This window comes from Brevundimonas sp. 357 (assembly GCF_003938605.1).
Taxonomy (GTDB): Bacteria; Pseudomonadota; Alphaproteobacteria; order Caulobacterales; family Caulobacteraceae; genus Brevundimonas.
On record NZ_RHWX01000004.1, the window covers coordinates 151,608 to 177,337 of the forward strand.

Sequence of the window (25,730 nt, forward strand, 5' to 3'; positions counted from 1 at the left end):
ATGCGGCGGATGGAAAGATGAGGGGAGCGGCGTCGCCGATCACCGTACTGCAGATGGCGGGCGGAGCGGCGCGCGGGCTGCTGCGTGGCGAAACGAAGACGCGTGACTTGCCGGGTGCTTGGCTGAGGGCGAACGACATACGGCTGGATGCCGATGCGATCGCCGACTACGGTCGGTTGTGCGGCTTTCAGGAAGGGCAGGGCGTACCGTTGACCTGGCCGCATATCCTGGCCTTTCCAATGCATTTGCGCTTGATGATGCGGCCGGATTTTCCGTTCCCGCTGGCGGGCCTGGTGCATCTGCATAATCGTATCCGCCAGCGCGCGCGTCTGACGCCAGGCGAAACCTTAAGCCTCGATACAAGTTTCGGTTGCTTGATGACGCACGAACGGGGCCAAGCGTTCAGCATCCTGACCGCCGCGCATCGAGATGGTGTGGTCGTGTGGGAGGGGCAGAGCGTTTATCTGAAACGCGGCGGCCAGGGACGAGGCTTGGCGGCCCCGGCGATGCGAGCGGCGTCTGAGATGGCGTGCGACCAGGCCTGGCGAGTCCCAGCTGATCTAGGACGCCGCTACGCCGGTGTATCGGGCGACGCCAACCCCATCCACACCTCGGCGCTGGGCGCGCGGCTGTTCGGCTTTCCGCGCGCCATCGCTCACGGCATGTGGACCAAGGCGCGGGCGCTGGCCGTCTTGACCCCGCCGAGGGGCCTTGATGCGGCGGAGATCGAAGTTTCTTTCCGCTCGCCCTTGCTGCTTCCTGGTGAGGCGGTGTTTTTTGTCACGCCTGATCGCCGCGATTTCGAGGTGCGTGATCCGACAGGCGAGCGCGTTCATCTGCGAGGGCGGCTGAACGTTCTCGCGTCATCGGAGATTACCGTCTGATGCTGACCCTGTCTGCGCCGCGCCGTGTCGCCATCGTCGGCGCCAATCGCATTCCCTTCGCCCGATCGAACACGGCTTACGCCGAGGCGTCGAACCAGGACATGCTGACGGCGGCGTTGCAGGGGCTAGTCGATCGCTTTGATCTGCATGGGCTGCGGCTGGGCGAGGTGGCGGCGGGCGCGGTGCTGAAGCTCTCGCGTGATATCGCTCTGACGCGTGAAAGCGTGCTGGGTACGACCTTGGGTCACGACACGCCCGCCTATGACGTCCAGCAGGCCTGCGGCACAGGTCTGGAAGCCGCCATACTGGTCGCCAACAAGATCGCCTTGGGCCAGATCGAGGTCGGGATCGCGGGCGGAGTGGACACGACATCGGATGCGCCCATCGCTCTGAATGAAGGCTTTCGGCAGGCGTTGCTGGCCGCCAATCGCGAGAAGACCGCGTTGGGACGGTTGAAGGCCTTGTCACGCGCAGGCTTGACCGCGCCCTTTCAGCCCGAACCGCCGCGCAACGCCGAGCCGCGCACGGGTTTGTCTATGGGCGAGCATTGCGAGCTGATGGCCAAACACTGGGCCATCCCGCGTGAGGCGCAGGACGCTCTGGCGATCCGCAGCCACCGCAATATGGCGGCGGCCTATGAGACGGGGCTGTTCGACGAGATGATCACGCCGTTCAACGGCCTTAAGCGTGACAACAACCTGCGACCCGACATCGATCCGGCCAGGGTCGCAGCGATGAAGCCGGTCTTCGACCGTGAGAACGGCACGCTGACGGCGGCCAACTCCACGCCGCTGACGGACGGCGCCGCGACGGTATTGCTGGCCAGCGAAGACTGGGCGCGGGCGCGGGGCCTGCCAGTCCTTGCCTGGATGAGAGCGGGTGAGACGGCGGCTGTGGACTTCGTAAAGGGCGACGAAGGCCTGCTGATGGCGCCCGCCTACGCCGTGCCCCGGATGCTGGCCAAGCTGGGGCTGACGCTTCAGGACTTCGACTTCTATGAGATCCATGAGGCCTTCGCCGCCCAGGTGCTGTGCACGCTGAAAGCCTGGGAAAGCGACGACTATGCACGCACTCGGCTGGAGCTCGATCGGGCGCCCGGCGCCATCGATCGGGAGCGGCTGAACATCCACGGCTCGTCCCTGGCGGCGGGGCATCCGTTCGCGGCGACGGGCGGACGCATCCTGGGCAATCTGGCGCATATGCTGAACCGGGCAGGCGAGGGGCGCGGCCTGATCTCCATCTGCGCCGCCGGGGGGCAGGGCGTCGTCGCCGTGATCGAGAAATGAGCGCGACGCTGGATGCGGCGCAGACTGACGCCGATCGCCTGTGGGCCGAGCGGTTCTGGACGCGCGCCTATCGACCCGACGTGCCGGCGACAATCGACGCCGAACTGGCGCAATGGTCTTCGGTCGGTGATCTGTTCGCGGCGGACGCTCGGAAATATGCGGACCGGGTCGGCTTCGTCAGCATGGGGTCGGGCGTGACCTACGGCCGGGCGTTGTCGGAAGCGCGGGCTTTTGCGGCCGGGTTGCAGGACAAGGGCGTGCAGCCGGGCGACCGGGTGGCGCTGATGATGCCGAATTGCCTGCAGTATCCGGTGGCGCTGTTCGGCGTGCTGTTCGCCGGGGCGGTGGTGGTCAATGTCAACCCGCTCTACACCCCGCGTGAGCTGCGGCATCAGCTCAAGGACAGCGGCGCGGTCGCCATCGTCGCGATGGAAATGTTCGCCGCCACTCTGGAACAGGCGCTGGAGGGGACAGACGTCCGCCATGTCATCGTCACGGCCATGGGCGACATGATGGGGCGGGTGAAGGGGACGGCGATCACCGCCCTGTTGCGCCATGTCGAAAAGCTGGTTCCCAAGTCGCGGATTGCTCAGGCGGAGCGCTGGCCCGCCGTGATGCGTCGGGCGCGGCGCCTGACGCTGAAAACGGTCGAGACGAAGCCGGAAGACCTCGCTTTCCTTCAATATACGGGGGGCACGTCCGGGGTGGCCAAGGGCGCCATGCTGACCCATCGGAACATCATCGCCAATGTCCTGCAGGGGCGCGCCTGGATCATGGCCCAGATCCCGCAGGATCAGGTGGTCGGCAACGTCACCATGCTGCCGCTCTATCATATCTTCTCCCTGACGGCGAACCTGCTGATGTTCGTGGGCGTGGGCGGGCGCAACATCCTGATCGCCAATCCGCGCGACGCGAAGCGGGTGGAATGGGTGCTGAGAAAAGAGCGGTTCGCGGCCTTCACCGGCCTGAACACCCTGTTCGCCGGCCTGCTGAAGAATGACGCCTTCCGCGATCGCGATTTCTCCGATCTGCGCCTGACCGTGGCCGGGGGCATGGCGACCCAGGCGTCGGTCGCCGAGGCCTGGCAGTCCGTGACCGGGGCCCCGCTGATTGAAGGTTACGGCCTGACCGAAACCTCGCCGGTGGTCTGCATCGGCTATGTGGATATCGAGCGGCCCGAGACGATGGGCTTCGACGGCACGGTCGGCCTGCCTGTGCCTTCGACCGAGGTGCGGATGCGGCGGGACGACGGAAGCTGGTGCGGGGTCGACGAGCCGGGTGAGCTGTGCGTGCGCGGCCCCCAGGTCATGCGCGGCTACTGGAACCGGCCAGAGGAGACGACCAAGGTTCTGTCGCCCGAAGGCTGGCTGGCGACAGGCGATGTCGGGGTGATGCAGGCGGACGGCCGGGTGCGGCTGGTCGACCGTATCAAGGACATGATCCTGGTGTCCGGCTTCAACGTCTATCCAAATGAAATCGAGGACGTGGTGGCGGCTCACCCTCTGGTGGACGAGGTGGCGGCCGTGGGCGTGCCCGACCCGATTCAAGGCGAGCGGATCAAGGTGATCATCGTGCCGCGCTCTCCCGAGCTGACAGAGGCGATGATCATCGCCCACTGCCGCGAGCGGTTGACCGCCTATAAGGTTCCCCGCATCATCGTCTTCCGCGACGAGCCCCTGCCCAAGACCAATGTGGGCAAGGTGCTGCGCCGTGAACTGCGGGATTAGGCGGCTTCGGTCTTCCCGCGTGTGATCAGGAAGCCGAAGGCCGCCGCCAGCGGGAACATCAGCACGCCGTAGACGGCGCCGGGCAGGGTCATCTCGGGGCTGTTCAGCACGGATTGGGCGATGACGATGGCCAGGGTGGCATTGTGCAGCCCGACCTCGAATGCGCTCGCGACGGCCTGCGGGCGCTCGATCTTCAGCAGGCGCGGTACGCCGTATCCGACGGCCAGACTCAACAGGCAGAAGGCCACGGTGACGCCGGCCAGATTGCCGATCTGGCTCATCAGCACCTCGAAGCTGGACGCCGTCGCGCCGAGGATGACCAGCACCAGGATCAGGATGGAGGCCAGACGCACAGGCTTGTCCATCATGGCGGCGAACGACGGCCGCCATCCGCGTACCAGCATCCCCAGCGCGACCGGCGCCAGCACGATCATGAAGACCTCGACCGTTTTCTTGAACTGCAGGCCGACGTGCAGGTCGCCGGGCTGGAAGTAGGCGATCGCCAGATTGACCACGACGGGCAGGGTGACGACGGCGATAACCGAATTGATCGCCGTCAGGCTGATGTTCAGGGCCACGTCGCCGCGGAACAGGTGGCTGTAGAGGTTGGCCGTCGTCCCGCCTGGAGAGGCCGCCAGCAACATCATCCCGACCGCCAGCACCGGCGGCAGGCGGAACAGCAGCACCAGGCCGAAACAGAGGGCCGGCAGCAACAGCAACTGGCAGGCCAGGGCCACCCCTGCCGCCTTGGGCCGTTTGGCCACGCGTGCGAAGTCGGCGGGTGTCAGCCCTAATCCCAGGCCGAACATGATGATGCCCAGCGCCACGGGCAGGCCGATGGTGGCCAGTGCGGAATCCATGCGTCGATTCTCCCCTAGCGCCGGGTATCGGCGCGGTTGTCCCTCTTAATCAGCGCCCGCCAATGCGCGCCCCGCCGCCCGTCCCGAGAAAATACATCCGCCCAGGAAGGTGCCCTCCAACGCATTGTAACCATGTAATCCGCCGCCGCCGAAGCCCGCCGCTTCACCTGCGGCGTAGAGTCCCTCCAGCGGCGTTCCATCTGGCGTCAGCACGCGGCTGGATAGATCGGTCTGCAACCCGCCCAGCGACTTGCGGGTCAGGATATGCAGCTTGACCCCGATTAGCGGCCCGGCCGACGGGTCCAGCACCCTGTGCGGCGCTGATGTGCGCGCCCAGCGGTCGCCGCGATAGCGCCGACTGTTGTGAATGCCCTGAACTTGCGCATCCTTGGCGTAGGGATTGGCCATCTGGGCGTCGCGGTCCTCGATCTGGGCGCGGATCAGGGCCGGGTCCAGCAGCGGCTGCTCCGTCAGATCGTTCATTCGGCCGACCAGGGTCTCCAGGTCGTCGGCGACCACGAAATCGGCGCCCTTGTCGCGGAAAGCGGCGACTTCTCGCGGCGCGCCCTTGCCGAGACGCGAACGCAGCACGCCCAGAAGATTACGGTTGGTGATGTCCTGGTTCTGCTCCGAGCCGGACAGGGCGAATTCCTTGGCCAGCATGGCTTCGGTGACGATGAACCAGGAGTGGTCGTGCTGGATCAGATCGGGCGTGGTGCGCAGATACTTCAGCGTGGCCATGGTGTCATAGCCAGGCAGGGCTGGGAAGGGCAGGCGCCGCCCCAGGGCGTCGAACCACAACGGTGATGGTCCCGGCAGGATGCGGATCGCATGGTCGGGCCAGATCGGCGCCCAGTTCCGTACGCCTTCAACGTAGTGCCACATACGATCCCGGTTCACGAGCCGGGCGCCGGCTGCGCCGGCGATGTCCAGCATGCGCCCGTCCACATAGTCGGGTACGCCGGTGATCATGTGATCTGGCGGCGCGCCTAGGCGCTCAGGCCAATGGCGTCGCACCATCTCATGATTGCCGCCGATGCCTCCGGTCGCGAGAATCACGGCGTCGGCCTTCAGGGTGAAGTTTCCAACGACATCGCGGCTGGACGGCGCCCCACGCGGCGAATCGTCGCTCGCCAGAATCGCGCCGGATACGCCAGTCACGCGACCGCATTCGACTCGCAACTGGTCGACGCGATGACGATGGTGGAAGGTCAGACGACCCGCCTTGGCCGCTTCTCTTGCCCGATGAGCGAAGGGTTCGGATACGCCGGTTCCCGTGCCCCAGGCGACATGGAAGCGCGGGACGGAATTGCCGTGGCCGAACGCCTTGCCTGCGCCGCGCTCGGCCCAACCAACCATGGGTGTCAGTTTGATATCGTGCCGCCTCAGCCAGTCGCGCTTTTCGCCTGCTGCGAACTCCACATAGGCACGGCCCCAGCGCATCGCCCATTCATCCTCAGCCTGAGGGCCGTCCAGGCGATCCCATCCAGCACTGCCTCGCCAGTCGCGCCAGGCCAGATCCAGGCAGTCGCGCACGCCCAACCGGCGCTGTTCCGGCGAATTGACCAGAAACAGTCCGCCGAAGGACCAGAAAGCCTGACCGCCTAGGTTCGCCGCGTTCTCCTGATCGACCAGAGCGACCCTGCGTCCCGTTCGAGTCAGTTCATGGGCCGCAACCAGACCCGCCAAGCCGCCGCCAACGACGATGACGTCTGCATCCATTGGTTCACCCAAGAATAGTCAAAGCGCATCTCATAAACTAACAATAATGTAAGTACAATGGATTTGGCGTAGAGAATGCGGGCCCTGAGTGCGCATTGCAGCGCGAAATACAAGTTTCGCGAGTGCGAAAACTTACCCTACGTCATCGCACATTGGTGTAAGTAGTGTATTGACAGGGCGGTGAATAGATGGATCGTTGGGCTTCAATCCTGTGACGTTCCGCCCAGTCTCAGGATGATACATCACAGGGCGGGGGAAACATGTCGGTGCGTCTGGGGAAGGGCGTCCGATGTCTGGGGAGGTACGTTTCATGGCTTTAGCGGCCTGTAATCGCGCGCGTCTGGCTGTCACCGCGTCCGTTTTCACTCTTGTCGTCGCTGCGGGGCCTGCATTGGCTCAGGACGCCGCGCCGTCTCAAGAGGCGACTACGGTGGGCGACATCATCGTTACAGCCCAGAAGCGCGAGCAATCGATTCAGGACGTGCCGATCGCCGTAACGGCTCTCTCGGCCGAAAATCTTGACGCCATGAAGATCGAGGGCGGGTCGGAATTGATGCGGGCGATCCCGAACGTCAGTTTCTCCAAGGCCAACTTCTCCATGTACAACTTCTCGATCCGCGGGGTCGGGACTAAGGCGATTTCGGCCAGTAGCGACCCGGCCGTGGCGGTCAGTTTCAACAACACGCCCCTGATCCGAAACCGTCTGTTCGAGCAGGAGTATCTGGATGTGAACCGCGTCGAGGTGCTGCGCGGTCCGCAGGGTACGCTATATGGCCGAAACGCCACCGGCGGCGTGGTCAACATGATCCCAAACCTGCCGGGCTTTGACTTCGAGGGTTTCGTCAAGGGCGAGGCGGGCAACTATGACACCCGGCGCATGTCGGCCATGGTCAATGTGCCGATCACCGACACCTTCGCCGTTCGTCTGGCCGGGTCGGCGACCAAGCGCGACGGGTTCGACTACAACAGCTTCAACGATACCCAGGTGAACGACCGCGACATGTGGTCGACGCGCTTTTCGGCCTTGTGGGAACCGACGGACCGCTTCCGCACCAGCTTGATCTGGGAGCATTTCGAGGAAGACGATCAGCGTTCCCGCACAGGCAAGCAGTTGTGTACGCGGGATCCGGGGCCGACGCGCGTGGGTGCGGTCAATATTACTTCCGACCTGATCCGTAACCGGCTGAGCCAGGGGTGTTTGCCCGGCTCGCTCTATGATGACGCGGCCTATGGCGCGCCGAACGGCGGCGCGTTCGCCCATATTTTTCTAGCTTCCCTGTCCTTTGGTCGGGATGCCTCGGGCAAAACTATCGTGGGTGTGCCCTTGGGCACCGATCCCTATGCGGGTCTGACCCAGTCACGAAATCTGCGCGAGATCGCGACCAGCTATGATCCGATCTTCCGGGTGAAGAACGACGTCGCTCAATTCAATATGGAGTTCGACCTAACCGACCGGCTGAAGCTGATTTCTCAAACGGCCTATGCCGAAGACGCCTACTATTCCGCGCAGGATTACAATCGATTTGTCTCTAACCCGATTTTTAACAGCACTGATGGTCAGAGAGATCCGTTTGGCCAACCAATTGTAGGCCCGTCGCAGCTTCCTGGCGGGTATTACACAGATCCTCAGTTGGGCACTTCCAACCGAATGATATCCACGGACCTAAGCAAATCTGACAATCGCCAATGGTCACAGGAAATTCGATTGCAGTCAGATTTTGATGGAAGGTTTAATTTCAACCTAGGAGCTAACTATTTAGATTTCATGTCTCAAGACGATTATTATGTATTCAATAACGTTTTTACGTTCTTGGCGGAATATTACTATAACGTTAATGTCGATAATCATTACTCGATGGGCAGGCAGCCGCTTCTTTGTACGCCTCAGACGAATAAGGAGTGTGTCTATGTCGATCCGACGCCTATCAGTCAGTTGGCAGGCGACGGGCATAACTATTTCCGCAGCAAGAATGTTGTTCATACACGTTCCTGGGCGGTCTTCGGCGAGGGGTATTGGGATCTGACGTCTGACCTGCGGCTGACGGCGGGGTTGCGTTACACCGATGATCGTAAGATCAGCACGCCCTATCCGAGCCAGCTCCTTCTGGGTGCGGATCGCGGCAACCCGGGACCGTCATCGGGCGGTTATGTCAGTCGTGGTTATCCGGCGCTGCCGGACGTCAAGCAACAATGGGGCGCCCTGACCGGGCGACTGGTGCTGGACTGGAAGCCGGTGACGCCCTTTACGGACGACACCCTGATCTACGCCTCCTACGCTCGGGGCTATAAGGGCGGCGGCGCTAACCCGCCTCGCGTCGACATCAATCCGTCGGTCATCCAGTATCAGCCGCTGGCCGAGTTGTTTGAGCCGGAATACGTCAACGCTTTTGAGATCGGAACGAAGAACTCCTTCTACGATGGAAGGGTGCGGTTGAATCTGACCGCCTTCTATTACGACTATACCGACTATCAGGTATCGCAGATCGTCGATCGTATCTCGCTGAACGAGAACTTCGATGCGCGCATGATGGGGTTGGAGTTGGAAACGGTGTTCCAGCCGACCCCTAACCTGCGCTTGGATGCGAACATCGGCTATCTGGACACCAAGATCGGCGATGGCGAAGGCTCCATCGACGTCATGAACCGAACCCAGGGCAATCCCGACTGGATGGTGCTGCGGCCTTGGCTGCAGGTGCCGTCGAACTGTATCGCGCCGACCAAGCACGTCGAAAAAATCCTAGGCACGGCGTTTCATGAGAATACCAAGACGCTCGCGCTTCAGGCGCTGTGCGGCGGTTCGCTTCGCACGGGGACGTTTGATCCCAACTACACCTCCAGCGTTCCCTTCTGGCGTCTGTTCGGCATCACCTACGATCCATTCAAGGATGCGCCGAACGGGGGGCGTGGTTTTGAGGCGGATCTCAGCGGCAATGAACTGCCCAATGCGCCGAACATCACCGCCAATATCGGCGCCCAGTACACATTCTTCCTTGGGGATTGGGATCTGACGCTGCGCGGCGATTACTACTATCAGGGAAGTAGTTATGCTCGTGTCTATAATACGGAATATGATCGCCTGAAGGCATGGAATAATATGAATATCAACGTTACGCTTGAAAATATGTCGAGTGGCATAGTTTTCCAAGCGTACGTCAAGAATCTGTTTGATGATACGCCAATCACGGACGCCTTCACGAACAGTGATGATACTGGTTTGACGACAAACGTTTTCACGCTTGATCCTAGATTGATAGCAGTAAGCGTAAGTAGGAGATTCTGAGTTCAAATCCTGCGCCGCCACCTGAAATAAGGTGGCGGCGTTTTTTGTGATGACTTATCAAATTTGGAGTGAATAATTTAATATTAATCATATTTAGAATTTGACTTACATTGTATTCAATTGTCTTTTGTTTGCGCCGCCATTATCTGGTGGAATATTTGGGAGGAGATGATATGTTTAAAGCTGCTTCTATTGCTTCGGCCGCCGTTCTCGCCATCGCGGGCTTTGCGGCTCCAGCCATGGCGCAATCGATCAGCCCAGCCGGTACGTCGTTTGTCTTGTCGGGCACCCTGAACCTTCAGCAGTCGACGACTGTCCACTGTGACGTATCGCTGAACGGGACTGTGGCTGCTGACGGCAGCTCGGCCACCATCACCGGCGGCAGCTTCAGCCCAGGCGACTGGCAGTGCGGCCTGCTGGTCTCGCCGTCGGGCTTCCCCTGGACGATTACACCCACCGGAGGTGGTTCGATCACCATCACCAATATCGGCGCCAGCTCGATCCTGGGCAGCTGCAATGGCGTCATCACGACGAACTGGAACAATGCAACCAGCAGCGTGACTTTCAATGGCTCCACCATTCCTGGCTCGCCGAACCAGTGCATCATTACCGGCACGCTGACGAGCACGCCGGGCCTGACCATTTCCTGATCATGCCTGATGGTGCGGTCGTCTTTTCCATGACTGCATCGTTTCCGACGCCGGGAGTTCGCAAGAGCTCCCGGCGTTTCTTTGATTTGCGCACTGACAGTTCAGCAAACGGCGTCGTCTGTAAGGGCTAGGCCCGTGGCTTAATTTGACTTAGCTGTCAGGCGAGACGTCGCGTACGACGGAGTATCGCATGCTGTTGTGGCTGCCCTTGGTCAGTCTGGCCGCTATGGGGCAGGCGGATGTCGCGCAGGCGGCGAAGGCCCGCACTCCTATGGCGAGCGCCGCAGCCGATCAGGCCATGCGCCAGAACCTGGAAGAGCCGGTCAGGGTCGATGACGTGGAGGTTCGCGGCCGTCGCGGCGCGGCCCAGGTTCCGCCTGAGATCGAGTTGGGCGGCGCAGAGATCGACGCCCTGGGCGCCTGGGACATCAGCGAGGTGCTGCAGCGCTTGGGCGAGACGCATGGCGTCGGTGAAGCGCCTCTGGTGATCATCAACGGCAAGCGCGTGGCCAATTCCGGCGCCTTCACGGGCTTTCCGCCGGACGCGCTGTTGCGGGCAGAGGTGCTGCCCGCGGAGGCGGCTGCCCTCTATGGCGGCGCGCCTGGTCAGAGGGTAGTGAATCTGGTCCTGCAACGACAGTTCCAGAGCCATGACGGCCGGGCGACGGGCGGGCGCCCGACACAGGGCGGGATGTCGTCATTGTCCGCCGATCTGCGTCGCTCTGCGATTGAAGGCGAGCGGACCCTTCAGTTCGGCGCTCGCGTTTCTCGCGACACCGCCTTGCGCGCCGACGAACGTGACCGGGAGGGGGGCGAGGGCTTGATGGACGGCGCGATAACGTTGCGGCCTCGCGTGGACATGGCTGCCTTGAATCTCAGCGCGACGCGTCCGCTCGGCGATTGGTCGACCGTTTTCAGCCTGAACGGTCAGGCCCGGGAAAGCCCGTCGCGCATACGTTTCGGCGATGAGGTCGTTGACAGCATGCGTCGCAATGAAAGCATGGGCGCGGCCGTCGGGCTAAGCGGAAAGGCGCTGGGATGGCAGGTTCAGATGAACATAACCGGCCAGGCGTCGCGCGCTCGCGAGAGCGGATTCGGCGATATGCGAAGCGAAAACCGCATGGCAGGGGTTAGCGGATCAGCCGGCCGCGCGCTGATTGAGCTGCCGACCGGGGCGTTGGTTGCAAATCTTAGCGGCAATCTCCTCGCCAACCAATCGACTGTCGAACGAGACCAGGGGCGAACGACAAGTCGCTTTGAGACGCGAGAGGCCAGGGGATCCCTAGCGTTTCCTCTGGCGAAAACCGGGATCCAAGGCGGCGTGTTGCGTGGCGTAGGCGATCTGCTTGCGACGGTCGGCGGCGGCGTTCGGGATACAGGCGCGGGATCTGGCGACGAGATAAACGCGGCCTTGACCTGGATACCGCGACAGAAGGTGCGCCTGAACGGTCTATGGTCCTCAGCCAACGACAGTATTTCTGACAATCTGAGGTCCGAACCTCTGTATCACGACACGCCCCGCGTGGTGTTCGATTTCCGCACCGGTCAGGCGGTGGAGGTCGTGCCGATCATGGGCGGCAATCCTGATCTGCAGCAACCGCGCGCGGAGCGCCTTTCGCTGACGGCGGCACTGGGGCCGTTCACGCGGTGGAGCCTGTCCGCCAATCTGGGCTATCAGCGCGACAAGACGATGAACGGGGTCGGCTCCCTGCCGGACCTGACGGAGGATGTCGAAGCCGCCTTTCCCGAGCGGTTCCGCCGCGATAGCGACGGACGATTGGTCAGCGTTGACTATCGCCCCCTGAACCTGGGTTCCAGCTTGACGGAAGGCTTGACCGGCAGTTTGAATTTCAACCTTCCGCGTCCTTCCAGGCCCGCTGCGGGCGAAGCGGCCGTGCTTAGGGTGACGCTGAACTACAGCTATGGTTTGCGCAGTACGCTGTCGCTGGCCGCCGGGCTGCCTGAACTGGACCGGTTGCGGGGGGACGGAGGCGGCGTGTCCAGGCAGGACGCGCGCTTGATGATCGATGCGCGGAAAGGGCGCTGGGGGATGAACGCCTCGGCCCGCTGGCAGGACGGCTATCGCACGCGACGGTTGAGCGGGACGGATGGACCTGAAGACTTGCTGTTGGAGCCGTTCACGGCCGTGGACCTGAAGCTCAACTTCCAGATGACGTCCGCTCGTCCGGCAGCGGGCGGCCAAGGCGACGGGCCGCGCCGTCGGAGCGGCGGTCTGCAGGTGAACCTGGAGGTCGCGAACCTGTTCGATGAAAGGCCGAAGGCGCGGCTGGGCGACGGCGGACCGGCGCCCGGTTACGGTCGCGACTTTCAGGATCCGATCGGTCGCACGGTTCGTCTGAGCCTGCAGCGGCGCTTCTGAGCCGTTGAACATAGGTCGCATTGACGTTCTGATGTCGCGGGCGTTTGATCGGCTGTCCCTGACCCTGGGAGGCTGCGGCCATGGGCGATAGAGTGCGACATGAACACGCCAGCCTGATCCGTCAGGCGCTGGATGACGAGGGGGCCGGAGCGCGCTCGGCCCTGGCGGCGTCGTGGCGTCGGTCCGTGACCCTGTACGGCCTGGACCCCAGCGAACATGGCGAGGTCGAGACGATCACCGAGCAGCAGCTGCGCGAGGCGCGGCAGGCGATGGAGCCGATGACGCGCGCGGCCGAAGGCGTGCTGGACCGGCTGTTTCTGGCCGTCGGCGGGGTGGGGTGCTGCGTTCTGCTGACCAATGCCGAGGGCGTACCGGTCGAGCGACGCGGGGCTGTGGCCGACGACGACACCTTCCACCGCTGGGGCCTGTGGCCCGGCGCCGTCTGGTCCGAGGCGGTCGAGGGCACCAACGGCATCGGCACGGCCCTGGCCGAGCATCGCGCCGTGACCATCCATCGCGAACAGCATTTCCACGCCCGCAACACCGGGCTGAGCTGCATCACCCACCCCATCCATGACCATATGGGACGGCTGGCCGGGGCGCTGGACGTTTCATCGTGCCGGGCTGACGCGACCGAGGCTATCCTGGGGCTGATCTCGGCGGCGGTGGCCGATGCCGCGCGGGCGATCGAGGCCCAGACTTTCCGCCAGGTCTTCGCCGATGCGCGCATCGTGCTGGCGGGCGGGGCCAGCGAGCGCAATGCGGCGGCCCTGCTGGCGGTGGATCGGGACGATCTGGTGATCGGCGCCACGCGGGCGGCGCGGTTGTCCCTGTCGATCACCGACGAGCGGATCGCGGCCCAGTTGCCCGCCTCCGACCTGTTGACGCCGGGCGGGGCGGAGATCGACTTGCTGGAGGCTGAGCGAGGGGCGGTGCGCCGCGCCCTGGCCCGGACCGGGGGCAATGTCTCGGCGGCGGCGCGGGCCCTGGGCGTCAGCCGGGCCACCCTGCACCGCAAGCTGCACCGTCTGGGCCTGATCAACCTGAACTGACCGATCGCGACGGAAACTGTCGCAAGTCTGCGACAGGTGTGCGCCGCACCATCCGGGCGGCGTCTGGAACAGGCCGCCGGGCCGACCGACCTTGCTTCAAACGACGCCGACAATCGGCGCCCAAGGAAACCGCAAGGAGGCCGTTCCCATGACCAAACCCGAATTCGTCCGCGCCGTGACGCCGAAATACAAGGCGCGCTACGACAACTTCATCGGCGGCCAGTGGGTCGCCCCGGTCAACGGCCGCTATTTCGAGAACACCTCCCCAGTGAACGGCCGCGTCCTGTGCGAGGTGGCTCGCTCGGACGCGGCCGACGTCGAACTGGCGCTGGACGCCGCCCACGCGGCCAGGGACGGCTGGGGCAAGACCAGCGTCGCCCAGCGAGCGCTGATCCTGAACCGCGTCGCCGACCGCATGGAGCAGAACCTGCAGGCCATCGCCGAGGCCGAGACCTGGGACAACGGCAAGCCGGTGCGCGAGACCATGGCCGCCGACATCCCGCTGGCCATCGACCATTTCCGCTATTTCGCGGGCTGCATCCGGGCGCAGGAAGGCGGCATTTCGGAGCTGGATAACGACACGGTCGCCTATCACTTCCACGAGCCGCTGGGCGTGGTCGGCCAGATCATTCCGTGGAACTTCCCCATCCTGATGGCGGCGTGGAAGATCGCCCCGGCGCTGGCGGCGGGCAACTGCATCGTGCTGAAGCCGGCCGAGCAGACCCCGGCCTCCATCCTGCTGCTGGCTGAACTGATCCAGGACATCCTGCCGCCAGGCGTGCTCAACATCGTCTCCGGCACGGGGATCGAGGTCGGCGAGCCGCTGGCCACCAATCCGCGCATCGCCAAGATCGCCTTCACCGGCTCGACCGCCGTCGGCCAGAAGATCATGGAATACGCCACCCAGAACATCATTCCCGTGACGCTGGAGTTGGGCGGCAAGTCGCCGAACATCTTCTTCAAGGACGTGATGGACGCTGACGACGCCTTCCTCGACAAGGCGCTGGAAGGCTTCGCCATGTTCGCGCTCAACCAGGGCGAGGTTTGCACCTGCCCCAGCCGGGCCCTGATCCACGAAGACATCTATGAGGCCTTCATCGAGAAGGCGATCGCCCGTGTCGAGGCCATCAAGCAGGGCGACCCGCTGGACCCGACCACCCAGGTCGGCGCCCAGGCCTCGGACCAGCAGCTGAAGAAGATCCTGTCCTATCTGAAGATCGGCAAGGACGAGGGCGCCGAGGTGCTGACCGGCGGCGATCAGGCGGTGCTGAAGGACGATCTGGCGGGCGGTTATTACGTCAAGCCGACGGTGTTCAAGGGCACGAACGACATGCGGATATTCCAGGAGGAGATCTTCGGTCCCGTTCTGGCCGTGACCACCTTCAAGACGCTGGAAGAAGCCATCGCCATCGCCAACGACACCGAATACGGCCTGGGCGCCGGGGTGTGGTCGCGTGACATGAACACCGCCTATCGCGCGGGCCGGGCCATCCAGGCGGGCCGCGTCTGGACCAACTGCTACCACCAGTATCCGGCGCACGCGGCCTTCGGCGGCTATAAGAAGTCGGGCATCGGGCGTGAGAACCATCGGATGATGCTGGACCACTATCAGCAGACGAAGAACCTGCTGGTCAGCTACAGCCCCGACAAGCTGGGCTTCTTCTGATCTCGATCAAGGCGCGGGCTTCGGTCCGCGCCTTTTTTGTTTCGACGGCGATTCAGGAAAGAAAGCCGCCGCCGCCACGAAGGTCGGCGTTGTGCACAAGCTCGGCTCGCGACCGAACTGACGTTCCCGTACCTCGGCCTGAGGCACGTCTCGGCCGTGAGGGCAGGGGCCTGGTCAAGCGGGTGAGCTAGGCGGACTAGGCGGAGGAGTCTTCCCGCAAGAAGGCCGGAGTGCCGACATAGAGCAGCAGGACTTCTTCGTCGGAATCGTTGCGTACGAAATGGGTCACGCGGCCATCGAAGTGCATCCCGTCGCCAGGGCCGAGCAAGGCTTCCACATCGCCGGCGACAGCCGTCAGCGTTCCCTTGATGACGTATCGGAAAATCTCGCCGTTGTGGGAGTCTGGCGGAAAGGCGAACCCCGGCGGAATGCGAACCAGAACCGCATCCATCTTCCGGTCCGGCAGTTCGGATGAAAGATCGACATATCCCACGACGGAATCGATATCGACGGTCTTGGGCTCCGCTGCGCGGAACACGATCTGGTTGGTCTGGGGCCACTCCATGAAGTGGGACACCTCCACCTCCAGCCCCTTGGCCAGGCTCATCAGGGACCAGACAGACGGCGTGGTGAGATTGCGCTCGGCTTGTGAGATGAACGGTGCGGACAGGCCGCTACGCGTCGCCAATTCCTGAAGCGTCAATCCCAGAGCTTTGCGGCGCGCCTTGATGCGATCGCCGATCGGCAGCTGCTGCACCTTTGAGCGCGTCTCAAACTTAAGAAAGGCGCTGCTCTTGTTGCGATGCGTCGTCATCATGCCTTCTCTGCAGCGTCCGCTCTTTGGGTCAGATCGAAAAGACGTTTTCGGTCAAATAAGACCGCAAGCCATCTGCCTGTGACCAATGTCGCAATCGCTCCTGCTCATTCAGTGCGTCCACAGTGACAGCGGCGATGGCGCGCCGCAATCCAAACAAACCTTCGACATGATCTTGTTCGCAAGCGCCGAAGAAAATAATGAAAAAGGCATACATATCAAAATTTTTGAGGCTTCAAATTTATTGCGGGCTTTAAGGATGTGAGGCAAGAATGTGATGCTTTTACGAGGGTGGGCGCCAATGAAATTCGCATCAAAACTGTATGTCGGCGCTGCGGCGACGGCGCTCTGCATGGCGGCCTTCCCGGCGGCGGCTCAGATTGAGGCGCCGCAGGACGACAATGGGGCGACGGCCGTTGAAGAGATTGTCGTCACCGGCAGCCGTATTCGGCGCAGCGGCGTCCAGACGCCGACCCCGACCACCATCATCAACGCCGAAACGATCCGCCGCTCGGGCGTCAGCGAAATCGCCGACCTCGTGAACGAGATTCCGAGCCTGTTCGTCTCGCAGAACAACCAGACCTCGAACCAGCAGGGCAATGCGGGCCTGAACGCGCTGGATCTGCGCGGTCTGGGCACTGAGCGTACGCTGGTGCTGGTCAACGGTCGCCGTCGCGTGCCCGCCATGCCGGGCTCATCGGCCGTCGATATCAGCGCCATTCCCTCCGCCCTGGTTGAGCGCGTCGACGTGATCACCGGCGGCGCCTCGGCGATGTACGGCGCCGACGCCGTGGCGGGCGTGGCCAACTTCATCCTGAAGCAGAATTACGAGGGAATGGAGTTCACCGGAACCTACTCCGGTTCGACCCGCGGCGATCTGCAAGGCTACGACGCCAGCGTTCTGTTCGGTCGGAATTTCCACGACAACCGCGGCAACGTCACCCTGTTCGGCAGCTATAATCAGCACAACGACGCGGTCTTCGGCCAGGACCGTCCTTGGACGTCGGGCGGCGCGCCCTTCTACATTCGCGGCGAAGACGGCAAGTACACGCTGACCGACGGCAACCGCCAAGTGTACGATCTCGACAGCGCCGTCGTGCAGCTGGGCGGGCCGGGCAACCTCTATACGTTCAATCCGGACGGCTCCCTGCGTCGGCCTGTTTACGGGCCCAGCGGCCTTCTGGGCGCCACCACGGGCAATCCGTCCCTGATCAGCTTCCGCACTGACGGGGGCGAGTTCGGCGGGCGTTATGACGATTGGGCGCTGGCGGTGCCGAGCGAGCGATATTCGGTCGCTATTTCGAGCAACTATCAGATCACCGAGAACATCAAGCTGTTCGGCGATCTGACCTACGCCCAGACGGACTCCAAGGGTCTTTATCGCGCCTATTCGGCCTATGGCACGGACATTCTCTCGGCCAGCAATCCGTTCATCACGTCGGAAATGATCGCGGCTAATGGCGGCGTGGCGACGGGCATCGGCTTCGCGCGTCGCTTCTCGGAACTGGGCCGCCAGGAAACCGAATACGACCGCAACATGTATCAGCTGACCGTCGGCGCCGAGGGTCGGTTCAGCCTGCTGGGCCGCAATGACTGGGAGTGGGTCGCGCACTATTCGAACGGCCGCACGCGCCAGGAAGTGCGCACCCGGAACGCCACCGCCAACGGCCGCTATACCCAGGCGCTGAATGCGGTCGCCGGCCCCAACGGCTCGGTTGTCTGCGCCGATCCGTCCAACGGCTGCGTGCCGCTGAACCCGTTCAAGCCGCTGACGCAGGACGTCATCGACTTTATCCAGTACGATACCAGCCCTTCCGTGCAGACCCTGAAGCAGGAGGTCGTGTCGGCCTATGTCACCGGGTCCGCCTTCGACCTGCCGGCCGGTCCGGTCCAGGTGGTGTTCGGGGCCGAGTATCGCACCGAAAGCAACGACATCGGCGCGACCCCGGAATACGATCCGCTGAGCCCGAAATTCGATGCGAGCATCGGCACGACCGCCACGTCTCTGGTGGGCGACTACGACGTCGCCGAAGTGTTCGCCGAAGTGCGCGTGCCCCTGATCAGCAACGTCACCGGCATCGAGGATCTGTCGTTCGAAGGCGCGGTGCGTCAGTCGGACTACAGCACCGCCGGTGAAACCACGGCCTACAAGGCCTCGCTGAACTGGACCCCGGTCAGCGACATCCGTTTCCGCGGCACCTACGGTCAATCGGTGCGCGCGCCCAACATCAGCGAGCTGTTCACTGCCGGACAGACGGGCGGCGCATGGCTGGCCGATCCCTGCAACTACCATGACGTCGTCAACCGCGTGGACCGGACCGATTTCACGGCCGCCAACTGCGCGGCGATCAAGCCGCAGAACGTGAACACCTACTGGCAATGGCTGGATGTGATTCAATCGGGCAATGAGGGCCTGGGCGTGGAAACTGCCCAGACCTACACCGCCGGGGTCGTGATCCAGCCGCGTTGGATTCCGAACTTCTCGCTGACGGTCGACTATTTCGACATCGAACTGGAAGACGCCATCGGTTCGTTCGGCGCCCAGGCCATCCTGAACAAGTGCGTGGATCTGCAGTCCATGGACAACATGTTCTGCGGCCTGGTCGAGCGCGATCCGACGACCAACAACCTGGTCGCCGTGAATGTGCAGGAATTGAATATGTCGATGTTCAAGACCCGCGGCATCGATTTCGAGGCCAACTACCGCTTCGATCTGAGCTCGGTCGGCATGGGCGAGGAAGCCGGTTCGATTTCGATCAACGCCGTCTACACCAAGCTGCTGGAGCGCAGCTTCATCCTGGACGCCAGCGACGCCTCGACCATCGACGAGACGGTGGGCCTGTTCGGCGCGCCCGAATGGAAGGGCGCCGTCCGCACCACCTGGAACGCCGGACCGTGGACGGCCAACTGGACCCTGCGCCACTTCAGCCCGATGCGGCCGGGCAGCCATGTCACGCCCGACCTGTATGACGTGACGGAAACCGACCACGTCTTCTACAGCGACCTGTCGGCCTCTTATGAGGTGAACGAGCGCGTCTCGCTTTACGGCGGTCTGCGCAACGCCTTCGACGAGGCCCCGCCGCGTATTCCGGGCGCGGAAGCCGGCGGCGCCAACTTCGAGTACGGCTATCAGGCCGGCACCTATGACGTGATCGGCCGCACCTTCTATGTCGGCGTGACGCTGCGCCGATAGGCCGACCTCAAACCACGAAGAGGCGAACGCCTCTTCGACTGCTCTTCAATCAGGCGGCGTCGGCATACCGGAGCCGCCTGATGTCTTTCAGGGAAAGCATGGGGAACCCGCGATGAGAACTCTGCTCCTGACGGCGTGCGCCGTCTCGTCCATCCTGGCCGGGGCGGCTCCGGCCATTGCGGCCGACGTCTCGCCGCCTGCCGCCCGGATGCAGGAAGCCGGGGCTCGCCTGAAGGCCCTGTATGAGGCGGAAACCGACGCCGGCATGGCCCGCTACGGCATCGTCAAGCGGGCGGACGGCGAGTACAGCCCGGCTGTGCGTCACGAGAGCGTCGATCCCGCCTCGCAACAGGAGCGCCTGACCTATGTTCGGGGGCTGCTGCGCCAGCTGGACGCCATTCCGCTGGACGATTTGTCCGCCGAGGACCGCATCAACGCCGCCGTCTTCCGCACCAATCTGGAGCATGCCCTGATCGACGGCCAGTTCCGTCAATGGGAGATGCCGTTCAACAGCGACAGCTCCTTCTGGACCTATCTGGACCAGCCCGGCGCCCTGCGCACGGCCGAGGAATATCGCGCCTATATCGCGCGGATGCGCGACACGCCGCGCTACTTCGACCAGCACCTGGCCAACATGCGCGACGGTCTGGCGCGCGGGTTCAGCGTGCCGCGCGTGACGCTGGAAGGGCGCGAAGCCTCCATCACCAACTTCATCACCGACACGGCCGAAGCCAACGCCTTCTATGCGGCCTTCCGCCAGATGCCGGCGACCATCCCGGCCGACGAGCAGGCCCGCCTGCGCGCCGAGGCGAGCGCCGTCATAAATGAGGCGGTGATCCCGGCCTATAAGACCCTGCTGGCCTTCTATCTGAATGAGTATCAGCCGCGCGCCCGCACCGCTCTGGCGGCGCGCGACATGCCCGACGGCGTCGCCTACTATGAATCCCAGGTGCGCAAATACACGACGCTGGAGCTGAGCGGCGAAGAGATCCACCAGATCGGCCTGTCCGAGGTCGCCCGCATCCAGGCCGAGATGCGCCAGACGATGGCGGACGCAGGCTTCCAGGGGTCATTCGACGAGTTCCTGCACTTTCTGCGCACGGACCCGCAGTTCTACGCCAAGACGCCGGACGAACTGATGATGGTCTCGGCCTGGGTGGCCAAGCGCGCCGACGGCCAGATCGGCAAGCTGATCGGCGCCCTGCCGCGCCGCCGCTTCACCATCATCCCGGTGCCCGATGCGCTGGCGCCCTTCTACACGGCGGGACGCGGCGGGCTGGAATCCTGCCAGATGAACACCTACGACCTGCCCAGTCGGCCGCTGTACAACATCCCGGCCCTGACCCTGCACGAGTGCGCGCCGGGCCACAGCTTCCAGATGGCCCTGGCCGAGGAACAGGCCGAGGGGCCGGCCTTCCGTCGTCACACCTATTTCTCGGGCTATGGCGAAGGCTGGGGGCTCTATACGGAATGGCTGGGCGTCGAGATGGGCATCTATCGCACGCCCTACGAGAACTTCGGCCGCCTCAGCTATGAGATGTGGCGCGCCGCGCGTCTGGTGATCGACACCGGGGTTCACCTCAAGGGCTGGTCGCGCGAACAGGCCATCGACTATCTGGCGGGCCACACGGCCCTGTCGCGCCACGAGGTCGAGACCGAGGTCGATCGCTACATCAGCTGGCCGGGCCAGGCCCTGTCCTACAAGCTGGGCGAGTTGACTATCCGTCGCCTGCGCAAGGAGGCCGAGGCCGCCCTGGGCGAAAACTTCGACCCGCGCCCCTTCCACGATGAAATCCTGGCCCTGGGCGCCGTGCCCCTGACCACGCTGGAAGAGCATATGCGGGCCTACATCGCGCGCGGCGGCAAGCCCGTTGTCGCGGCCCAGGGCGTCGTCGCTCCGTCCCAGTCCTAGAAGCGGAAGCCCCATGTCGGACATCAGCCTGCTCAACCGACGCCGCGCCTTGCTGCTGGGCGCCGCGACGGGGGCGAGTCTGCTCTGTCCGGCCGTTGCGGCGGCCCGGTCTGAGCCGGCCTGGGGCGCCTATCCGCCGACGCCCGTTGAACCGGTGATCGACCTTTACGGCGAAGTCGCGGTCGAGGATCCCTATCGCTGGCTGGAAGCGGACATCCGCACGTCCGAGCGGGTGCAGGCCTGGACCACGGCGCAGAACGCCGTCTCGGACGCCTATCTGCAGGGCCTGGACGGGCGCGCGGACATCCGCGCCCGCCTGGACGCCCTGTTCGACATTGAAACCATCGGCCCGATCGCCACGGCCGGAGAGGCTCAGTTCTTCACGCGCCGCGCCAGAGGCGAGGAACAATCCTCTCTATGGGTGCGCCAGGGCGAGACGGGCGAGGCGCGCAGGCTGCTGGACCCCGCGCAATGGTCCGCCGACGGTACGGCGGCGCTGGCGGGCTATGCGGTGTCGCCTGACGGCCGCTACGTCGCCTACGCCCGACAGGACGCCGGTTCCGACTGGCGCGTCTGGCGCGTGCTGGATCGCAACAGCGGTCAGACCCTGGCCGACGCCGTTCACTGGAACAAATACTCCAACGCCTTCTGGGCCGCGGACGGTTCGGGTTTCTACTACGCGCGCTTCCCTCAGCCCGATGCGATGTTCCTGTCGGGCAACAGCGGGCAACAGCTCTATTTCCACCGCCTCGGCGACCCTCAGGACGCGGATGCCCTGATCTACGAAGACAAGGCCAATCCGGACTATATGTTCATCGGCCAACTGTCCGCCGATGGCCGCTATCTGCTCATCAACACCGGCTACGCGGGCGGCGGGATCGCCCTTCTGTACAAGGATCTGACCCGGCCCGGCGCGGACTTCGCGCCCATCGACCTCGGCCCGGCCGAGCCGCTCGCGGGCAACTATTTCATCGGCTCGCGGGGCGCGACGCTCTATGTGTTGACCAGCGTGGGCGCCGTCAACTGGCGTCTGGTTTCCGTGGACGCCGAGCGTCCCGGCGAAGTCATGGAGGTCGTGCCGGAACGCGCTTTCCCGCTGCGAGGCGCGCTGCTGGCCGGCGACGCCCTCATTCTGAAGTATCTGACCGACGGCAGCGACACCCTCGTCAGCCGTTCGTTGCGCAACGGTCGTGAGCGCGCCGTTTCACTGCCGGGCTTCGGCGTGGTGCAGGGGCTGTCGCGCGCGGCCCAGCCGGGCCAGATCTACTATCAGTATTCCGGCTTCGGTCAGCCGCTGACGACCTATCGGTACGATGTGCCGCGCCGACGCTCCGTGGTTGTCGACAAGCCGCAAGGCCCGGTCGAGCCTTCCCACTATCAGGTCGAGCGCGTGGTCGTGACGGCGCGCGACGGTAATCACGTTCCCCTGTTCATCGCGTCTCGCAAAGGCCTGGCGCGGCGCGGCGACGCCCCGACCATCCTCTACGGCTACGGCGGTTTCGGCGCCTCCTATCCGCCCGACTTCAGGCCGGAGCAGGTGACGTGGATGGACATGGGCGGGGTGTTCGCCATCGCGGCTCTGCCGGGCGACGGCGTCTATGGCGAGGCCTCTCACCGAGCCGGAATGCTGGCGAACAAGCCGGCGGTCTTCGACGCTTTCAACGACTGCGCGGTTCACCTGATCGCGTCGGGCTATACGCGACCCGAGCGGCTCGCAGCCTTCGGGTACAGCAACGGCGGTCTTCTGGTCGGAGGCGCCGTCGCCCGCCGTCCGGATCTCTATGCCGCGGCCATGCCGACCGTGGGCGTTCTGGACATGCTGCGCTTCACGCAGTTCACGAACGGTCGGCTGTGGATCCGCGAGTACGGCGATCCTCAGGACGCCGCCCTGTTCCCCGTCCTGCACGGCTACTCGCCCTACCACGCCGCCGTCCGGGGGCGGCGCTACCCAGCCCTGCTGATCGGCACGGGAGATACGGACGACCGCGTCGCGCCGATGCACAGCTTCAAATACGCCGCCCGCCTGCAGGCGCTGGCCGATCCCTCGCGGCCGGTTCTGTTGACGGTGGACAAGGATTCCGGCCACGGCGCAGGCAATAGCCGATCCAAAACCGCCAAGAGCGCTGCCGACCGCCTGGCCTTTGCAGCGCATCATCTGGGGCTTTAGAAAGGCTCAGGTAAATCAAGAAATGGTCGTCGGCGTAGCCAGGTACGACCTGCAATATGATTGCTTATTCTTTGGGGTGTTCGGGTCGAGCTGAGCTCAAACTCGACGCTTTCAAAGCTTAGGCCCCCGAGTGGCTCCGCGGGTAGGATTCGAACCTACGACCAGCCGATTAACAGTCGGCTGCTCTACCACTGAGCTACCGCGGAACATCCCCTCGGGGGAGGCCGGCGTATAGCAGCGCCTTTTCGATTCATGCAACGGGTAAAAGGCAGAAATCGCCAAATTTTTTCGCAATGCCCTGCGCTACAAGGCTCCGCATGACGCCGACCCATGTGAACGACCCCGATGATCCGCGCATCGCCGCCTTCCGCAATGTGAAGGAGCGCGACCTGACCGGGCGGCAGGGCCTCTTCATCGCTGAAGGCGAGGTGGTGTTGCGCGTGCTGGCGTCCGAGGCGTCACGCTGCTCGCCGGTGTCCGTTCTGATCGCTGAGAAGCGCGTGGAGAGCCTGCGAGGGGTGCTAGAGCGCATGCCGGGCGACGTGCCGGTTCATGTGGCGTCGCAGGCGGTCCTGAACGCCGTGGCGGGGTTCGACCTGCATCGCGGCATTCTGGCTCTGGGGCGCAAGCCTGAGGCCGTCGATCCGGCCGTTCTGTTGGGCGGCCTGCCGGAGCGGGCCGTGGTGGTCGTGGCGTGCGGAATCGGCAATCACGACAACATGGGCGGGCTGTTCCGCAACGCCGCCGCCTTTGGAGCCGGAGCGGTCATGCTGGATCGGACCTGTTGCGATCCTTTTTATCGCAAGGCGATCAGGGTCTCGGTCGGGGCCGTACTGCGTACGCCCATGGCGACGGGGCTGGAGGCCGAAGCGATGATCGAGCTGTTGCAGGGCAAGGGGTTCGAGGTGCTGGCCCTGACGCCGTCGGCGGAACAGACGCTGGCGGGGCTGAGGCCGGGCAGGCGCACGGCCCTTCTGTTGGGCAGCGAAGGGCCTGGCCTGCCGCGAGACCTGATCGTGCGCTGTCGCCCGGTCGGCATTCGGATGGCGGGCGGATTCGATTCTCTGAACGTGGCCGCGACCAGCGCCGTCGCTCTGCACCATCTGACGACAGCGGTGGCGGACTAGGTCAGAAAACAAGAAAGCCACCCCTAAGGGCGGCTTTCTCGATGTTCATCGCGATGGAGGCCTGACCGGGAATCGAACCCGGGTGCAAGGATTTGCAGTCCTCTGCGTCACCACTCCGCCATCAGGCCGTGACCCCTTATCGGTGGGGCCCCGCCATCGCGAGGGCCGTCAGCTATCAGATCGGATTGTCCGCTGCAACGCACGGACCTATAAGCGCGTCACATTTCTTCGCCTGAGCCGACCTGAAGGACTTCGGATTATGGATTTCGCCGCCGCCCGCAAGGTGATGCTGGACTCGCAGGTCCGCGTGAACGACGTCACCGACCGCCAACTGCACGCCGCCATCGGCGCTGTGGAGCGCGAGCGATTCTGCGCCGCCGACCGCGCCTTCTCGGCCTATGCCGACGTCGAGCCGGAAATCGCGGGCGACCGTCGCCTGATGCTGCCGCGCGATGTGGCCAAGCTGCTGCAAGGGTTGGACGCCCGCGCCGGTGAAAAGGCCCTGGCGATCGCCGCGCCGTACGCCGCCGCCGTCCTGGCGCACATGGGCCTGTCGGTTACGGCTCAGGAATCCGACGCAGCCGTGTTCGATGTGGTCGGCGCCGCCCTGGCCGAGGCCGGGGTCGAGACCGTCGTGGCTCCCCTAAGCCGGCCGAAGGGCGAGGGCTACGACCTGATCATCAGCGAAGGCGCGGTCATTGAGCGCCCCGAATCGTGGATTGCGGCCCTGCGTCCGGGCGGCCGTCTGGCTGTGGTGGAGCGCGACGGCGCCAGCGGCGCGGCGATCCTCTATGTGCGTGGTCGCGAAGGTGTTTCGCGACGCGAATTGTTCGACGCTGCGCCTGAGTTGCTGGCGGAAATGGTCCCTGCGCCTGCGTTTGCGCTTTAAGGCTATTGGCGGCGACGGAAGGGGCGTCGCGCTGCGTGAAAAAAACTTAACTGGCGTCGGACGCGGCTAGCCCCCAACTACGCCGCTACAAGGCACTACAGGCGCGCCGGATGGGGGCGTC

At 64.1% G+C, this 25,730-nt stretch carries 16 protein-coding genes, 2 tRNA genes and 1 pseudogene; 13 read left to right on the top strand and 6 right to left on the bottom strand.

The window, feature by feature from the left end:
• Positions 1-17 precede the first annotated feature (17 nt).
• From EGK63_RS05290 to EGK63_RS05300, 3 genes are read left to right on the top strand one after another with little or no spacing between them, the layout of a single operon-like run.
• Positions 18-884: a MaoC/PaaZ C-terminal domain-containing protein gene (locus tag EGK63_RS05290; RefSeq protein WP_207896338.1), complete on the top strand. Its 867-nt coding sequence runs from the start codon at positions 18-20 to the stop codon at positions 882-884.
• Entirely contained in the window at positions 884-2,170 is a 1,287-nt protein-coding gene (locus EGK63_RS05295) for an acetyl-CoA C-acetyltransferase (RefSeq protein WP_125900261.1), read from the top strand. The genes EGK63_RS05290 and EGK63_RS05295 overlap by 1 nt, the downstream gene beginning before the upstream one ends.
• A complete protein-coding gene (locus tag EGK63_RS05300; RefSeq protein WP_125900262.1) occupies positions 2,167-3,897 on the top strand; it encodes an AMP-binding protein in 1,731 nt (576 codons plus the stop codon). The genes EGK63_RS05295 and EGK63_RS05300 overlap by 4 nt, the downstream gene beginning before the upstream one ends.
• On the opposite strand, the pseudogene EGK63_RS05305 reads toward EGK63_RS05300, so the two are convergent.
• A pseudogene (locus EGK63_RS05305) lies at positions 3,894-4,772 on the bottom strand (bile acid:sodium symporter family protein); the annotation flags it as partial. The gene EGK63_RS05300 and the pseudogene EGK63_RS05305 overlap by 4 nt on opposite strands.
• Before the next feature lie 30 nt (positions 4,773-4,802).
• Positions 4,803-6,479, bottom strand: coding sequence for an FAD-binding dehydrogenase (locus EGK63_RS05310; RefSeq protein WP_125900264.1), 1,677 nt, complete (start codon positions 6,477-6,479; stop codon positions 4,803-4,805).
• Positions 6,480-6,789: 310 nt separating this feature from the next.
• On the opposite strand from EGK63_RS05310, the gene EGK63_RS05315 reads away from it, so the two are divergent.
• The 5 genes from EGK63_RS05315 (at position 6,790) to EGK63_RS05335 (ending at position 15,507) form a co-directional block, all read left to right on the top strand.
• The gene (locus EGK63_RS05315) at positions 6,790-9,759 is read left to right on the top strand and encodes a TonB-dependent receptor (protein ID WP_125900265.1); all 2,970 of its coding nucleotides are present in this window, start codon (positions 6,790-6,792) and stop codon (positions 9,757-9,759) included.
• Positions 9,760-9,932: 173 nt separating this feature from the next.
• On the top strand, positions 9,933-10,409 hold the full coding sequence (locus tag EGK63_RS05320; protein WP_125900266.1) for a protein activator of alkane oxidation PraB: 477 nt from the start codon (positions 9,933-9,935) through the stop codon (positions 10,407-10,409).
• A gap of 208 nt (positions 10,410-10,617) precedes the next feature.
• The gene (locus tag EGK63_RS05325) at positions 10,618-12,789 is read left to right on the top strand and encodes a TonB-dependent receptor (RefSeq protein WP_243637583.1); all 2,172 of its coding nucleotides are present in this window, start codon (positions 10,618-10,620) and stop codon (positions 12,787-12,789) included.
• Positions 12,790-12,869: 80 nt separating this feature from the next.
• Positions 12,870-13,841, top strand: coding sequence for a GAF domain-containing protein (locus EGK63_RS05330; protein ID WP_125900268.1), 972 nt, complete (start codon positions 12,870-12,872; stop codon positions 13,839-13,841).
• Positions 13,842-13,989: 148 nt separating this feature from the next.
• The gene (locus EGK63_RS05335; RefSeq protein WP_125900269.1) at positions 13,990-15,507 is read left to right on the top strand and encodes an aldehyde dehydrogenase family protein; all 1,518 of its coding nucleotides are present in this window, start codon (positions 13,990-13,992) and stop codon (positions 15,505-15,507) included.
• Between the two features lie 196 nt (positions 15,508-15,703).
• Here EGK63_RS05335 and EGK63_RS05340 read toward each other — a convergent pair whose 3' ends face one another.
• Entirely contained in the window at positions 15,704-16,324 is a 621-nt protein-coding gene (locus EGK63_RS05340; protein ID WP_207896339.1) for a helix-turn-helix domain-containing protein, read from the bottom strand.
• A 108-nt stretch (positions 16,325-16,432) separates the two neighbouring features.
• On the bottom strand, positions 16,433-16,675 hold the full coding sequence (locus tag EGK63_RS16450) for a hypothetical protein (protein WP_165906535.1): 243 nt from the start codon (positions 16,673-16,675) through the stop codon (positions 16,433-16,435).
• On the opposite strand from EGK63_RS16450, the gene EGK63_RS05350 reads away from it, so the two are divergent.
• From EGK63_RS05350 to EGK63_RS05360, 3 genes are all read left to right on the top strand, one after another.
• Positions 16,674-19,514 carry a TonB-dependent receptor domain-containing protein gene (locus tag EGK63_RS05350; protein WP_207896340.1) on the top strand — a complete coding sequence of 947 codons (2,841 nt, stop codon included), beginning with the start codon at positions 16,674-16,676 and terminating at the stop codon, positions 19,512-19,514. The genes EGK63_RS16450 and EGK63_RS05350 overlap by 2 nt on opposite strands.
• Positions 19,515-19,626: 112 nt before the next feature.
• A complete protein-coding gene (locus EGK63_RS05355; RefSeq protein ID WP_125900271.1) occupies positions 19,627-21,426 on the top strand; it encodes a DUF885 family protein in 1,800 nt (599 codons plus the stop codon).
• A gap of 13 nt (positions 21,427-21,439) precedes the next feature.
• Entirely contained in the window at positions 21,440-23,593 is a 2,154-nt protein-coding gene (locus EGK63_RS05360) for a prolyl oligopeptidase family protein (protein WP_125900272.1), read from the top strand.
• A 131-nt stretch (positions 23,594-23,724) separates the two neighbouring features.
• Here the strand turns inward: EGK63_RS05360 and EGK63_RS05365 are convergent.
• A tRNA-Asn gene (locus tag EGK63_RS05365) sits at positions 23,725-23,799 on the bottom strand.
• Positions 23,800-23,910: 111 nt separating this feature from the next.
• Between EGK63_RS05365 and EGK63_RS05370 the strand changes: the two genes are divergently transcribed.
• Positions 23,911-24,720, top strand: coding sequence for an RNA methyltransferase (locus EGK63_RS05370; RefSeq protein ID WP_125900273.1), 810 nt, complete (start codon positions 23,911-23,913; stop codon positions 24,718-24,720).
• Positions 24,721-24,774: 54 nt separating this feature from the next.
• Here EGK63_RS05370 and EGK63_RS05375 read toward each other — a convergent pair.
• Positions 24,775-24,848 (bottom strand) — tRNA-Cys (locus tag EGK63_RS05375).
• Positions 24,849-24,979: 131 nt separating this feature from the next.
• Between EGK63_RS05375 and EGK63_RS05380 the strand changes: the two genes are divergently transcribed.
• Positions 24,980-25,609, top strand: a complete 630-nt coding sequence (locus EGK63_RS05380; RefSeq protein ID WP_125900274.1) for a protein-L-isoaspartate O-methyltransferase — start codon at positions 24,980-24,982, stop codon at positions 25,607-25,609.
• Positions 25,610-25,730: the final 121 nt, after the last annotated feature.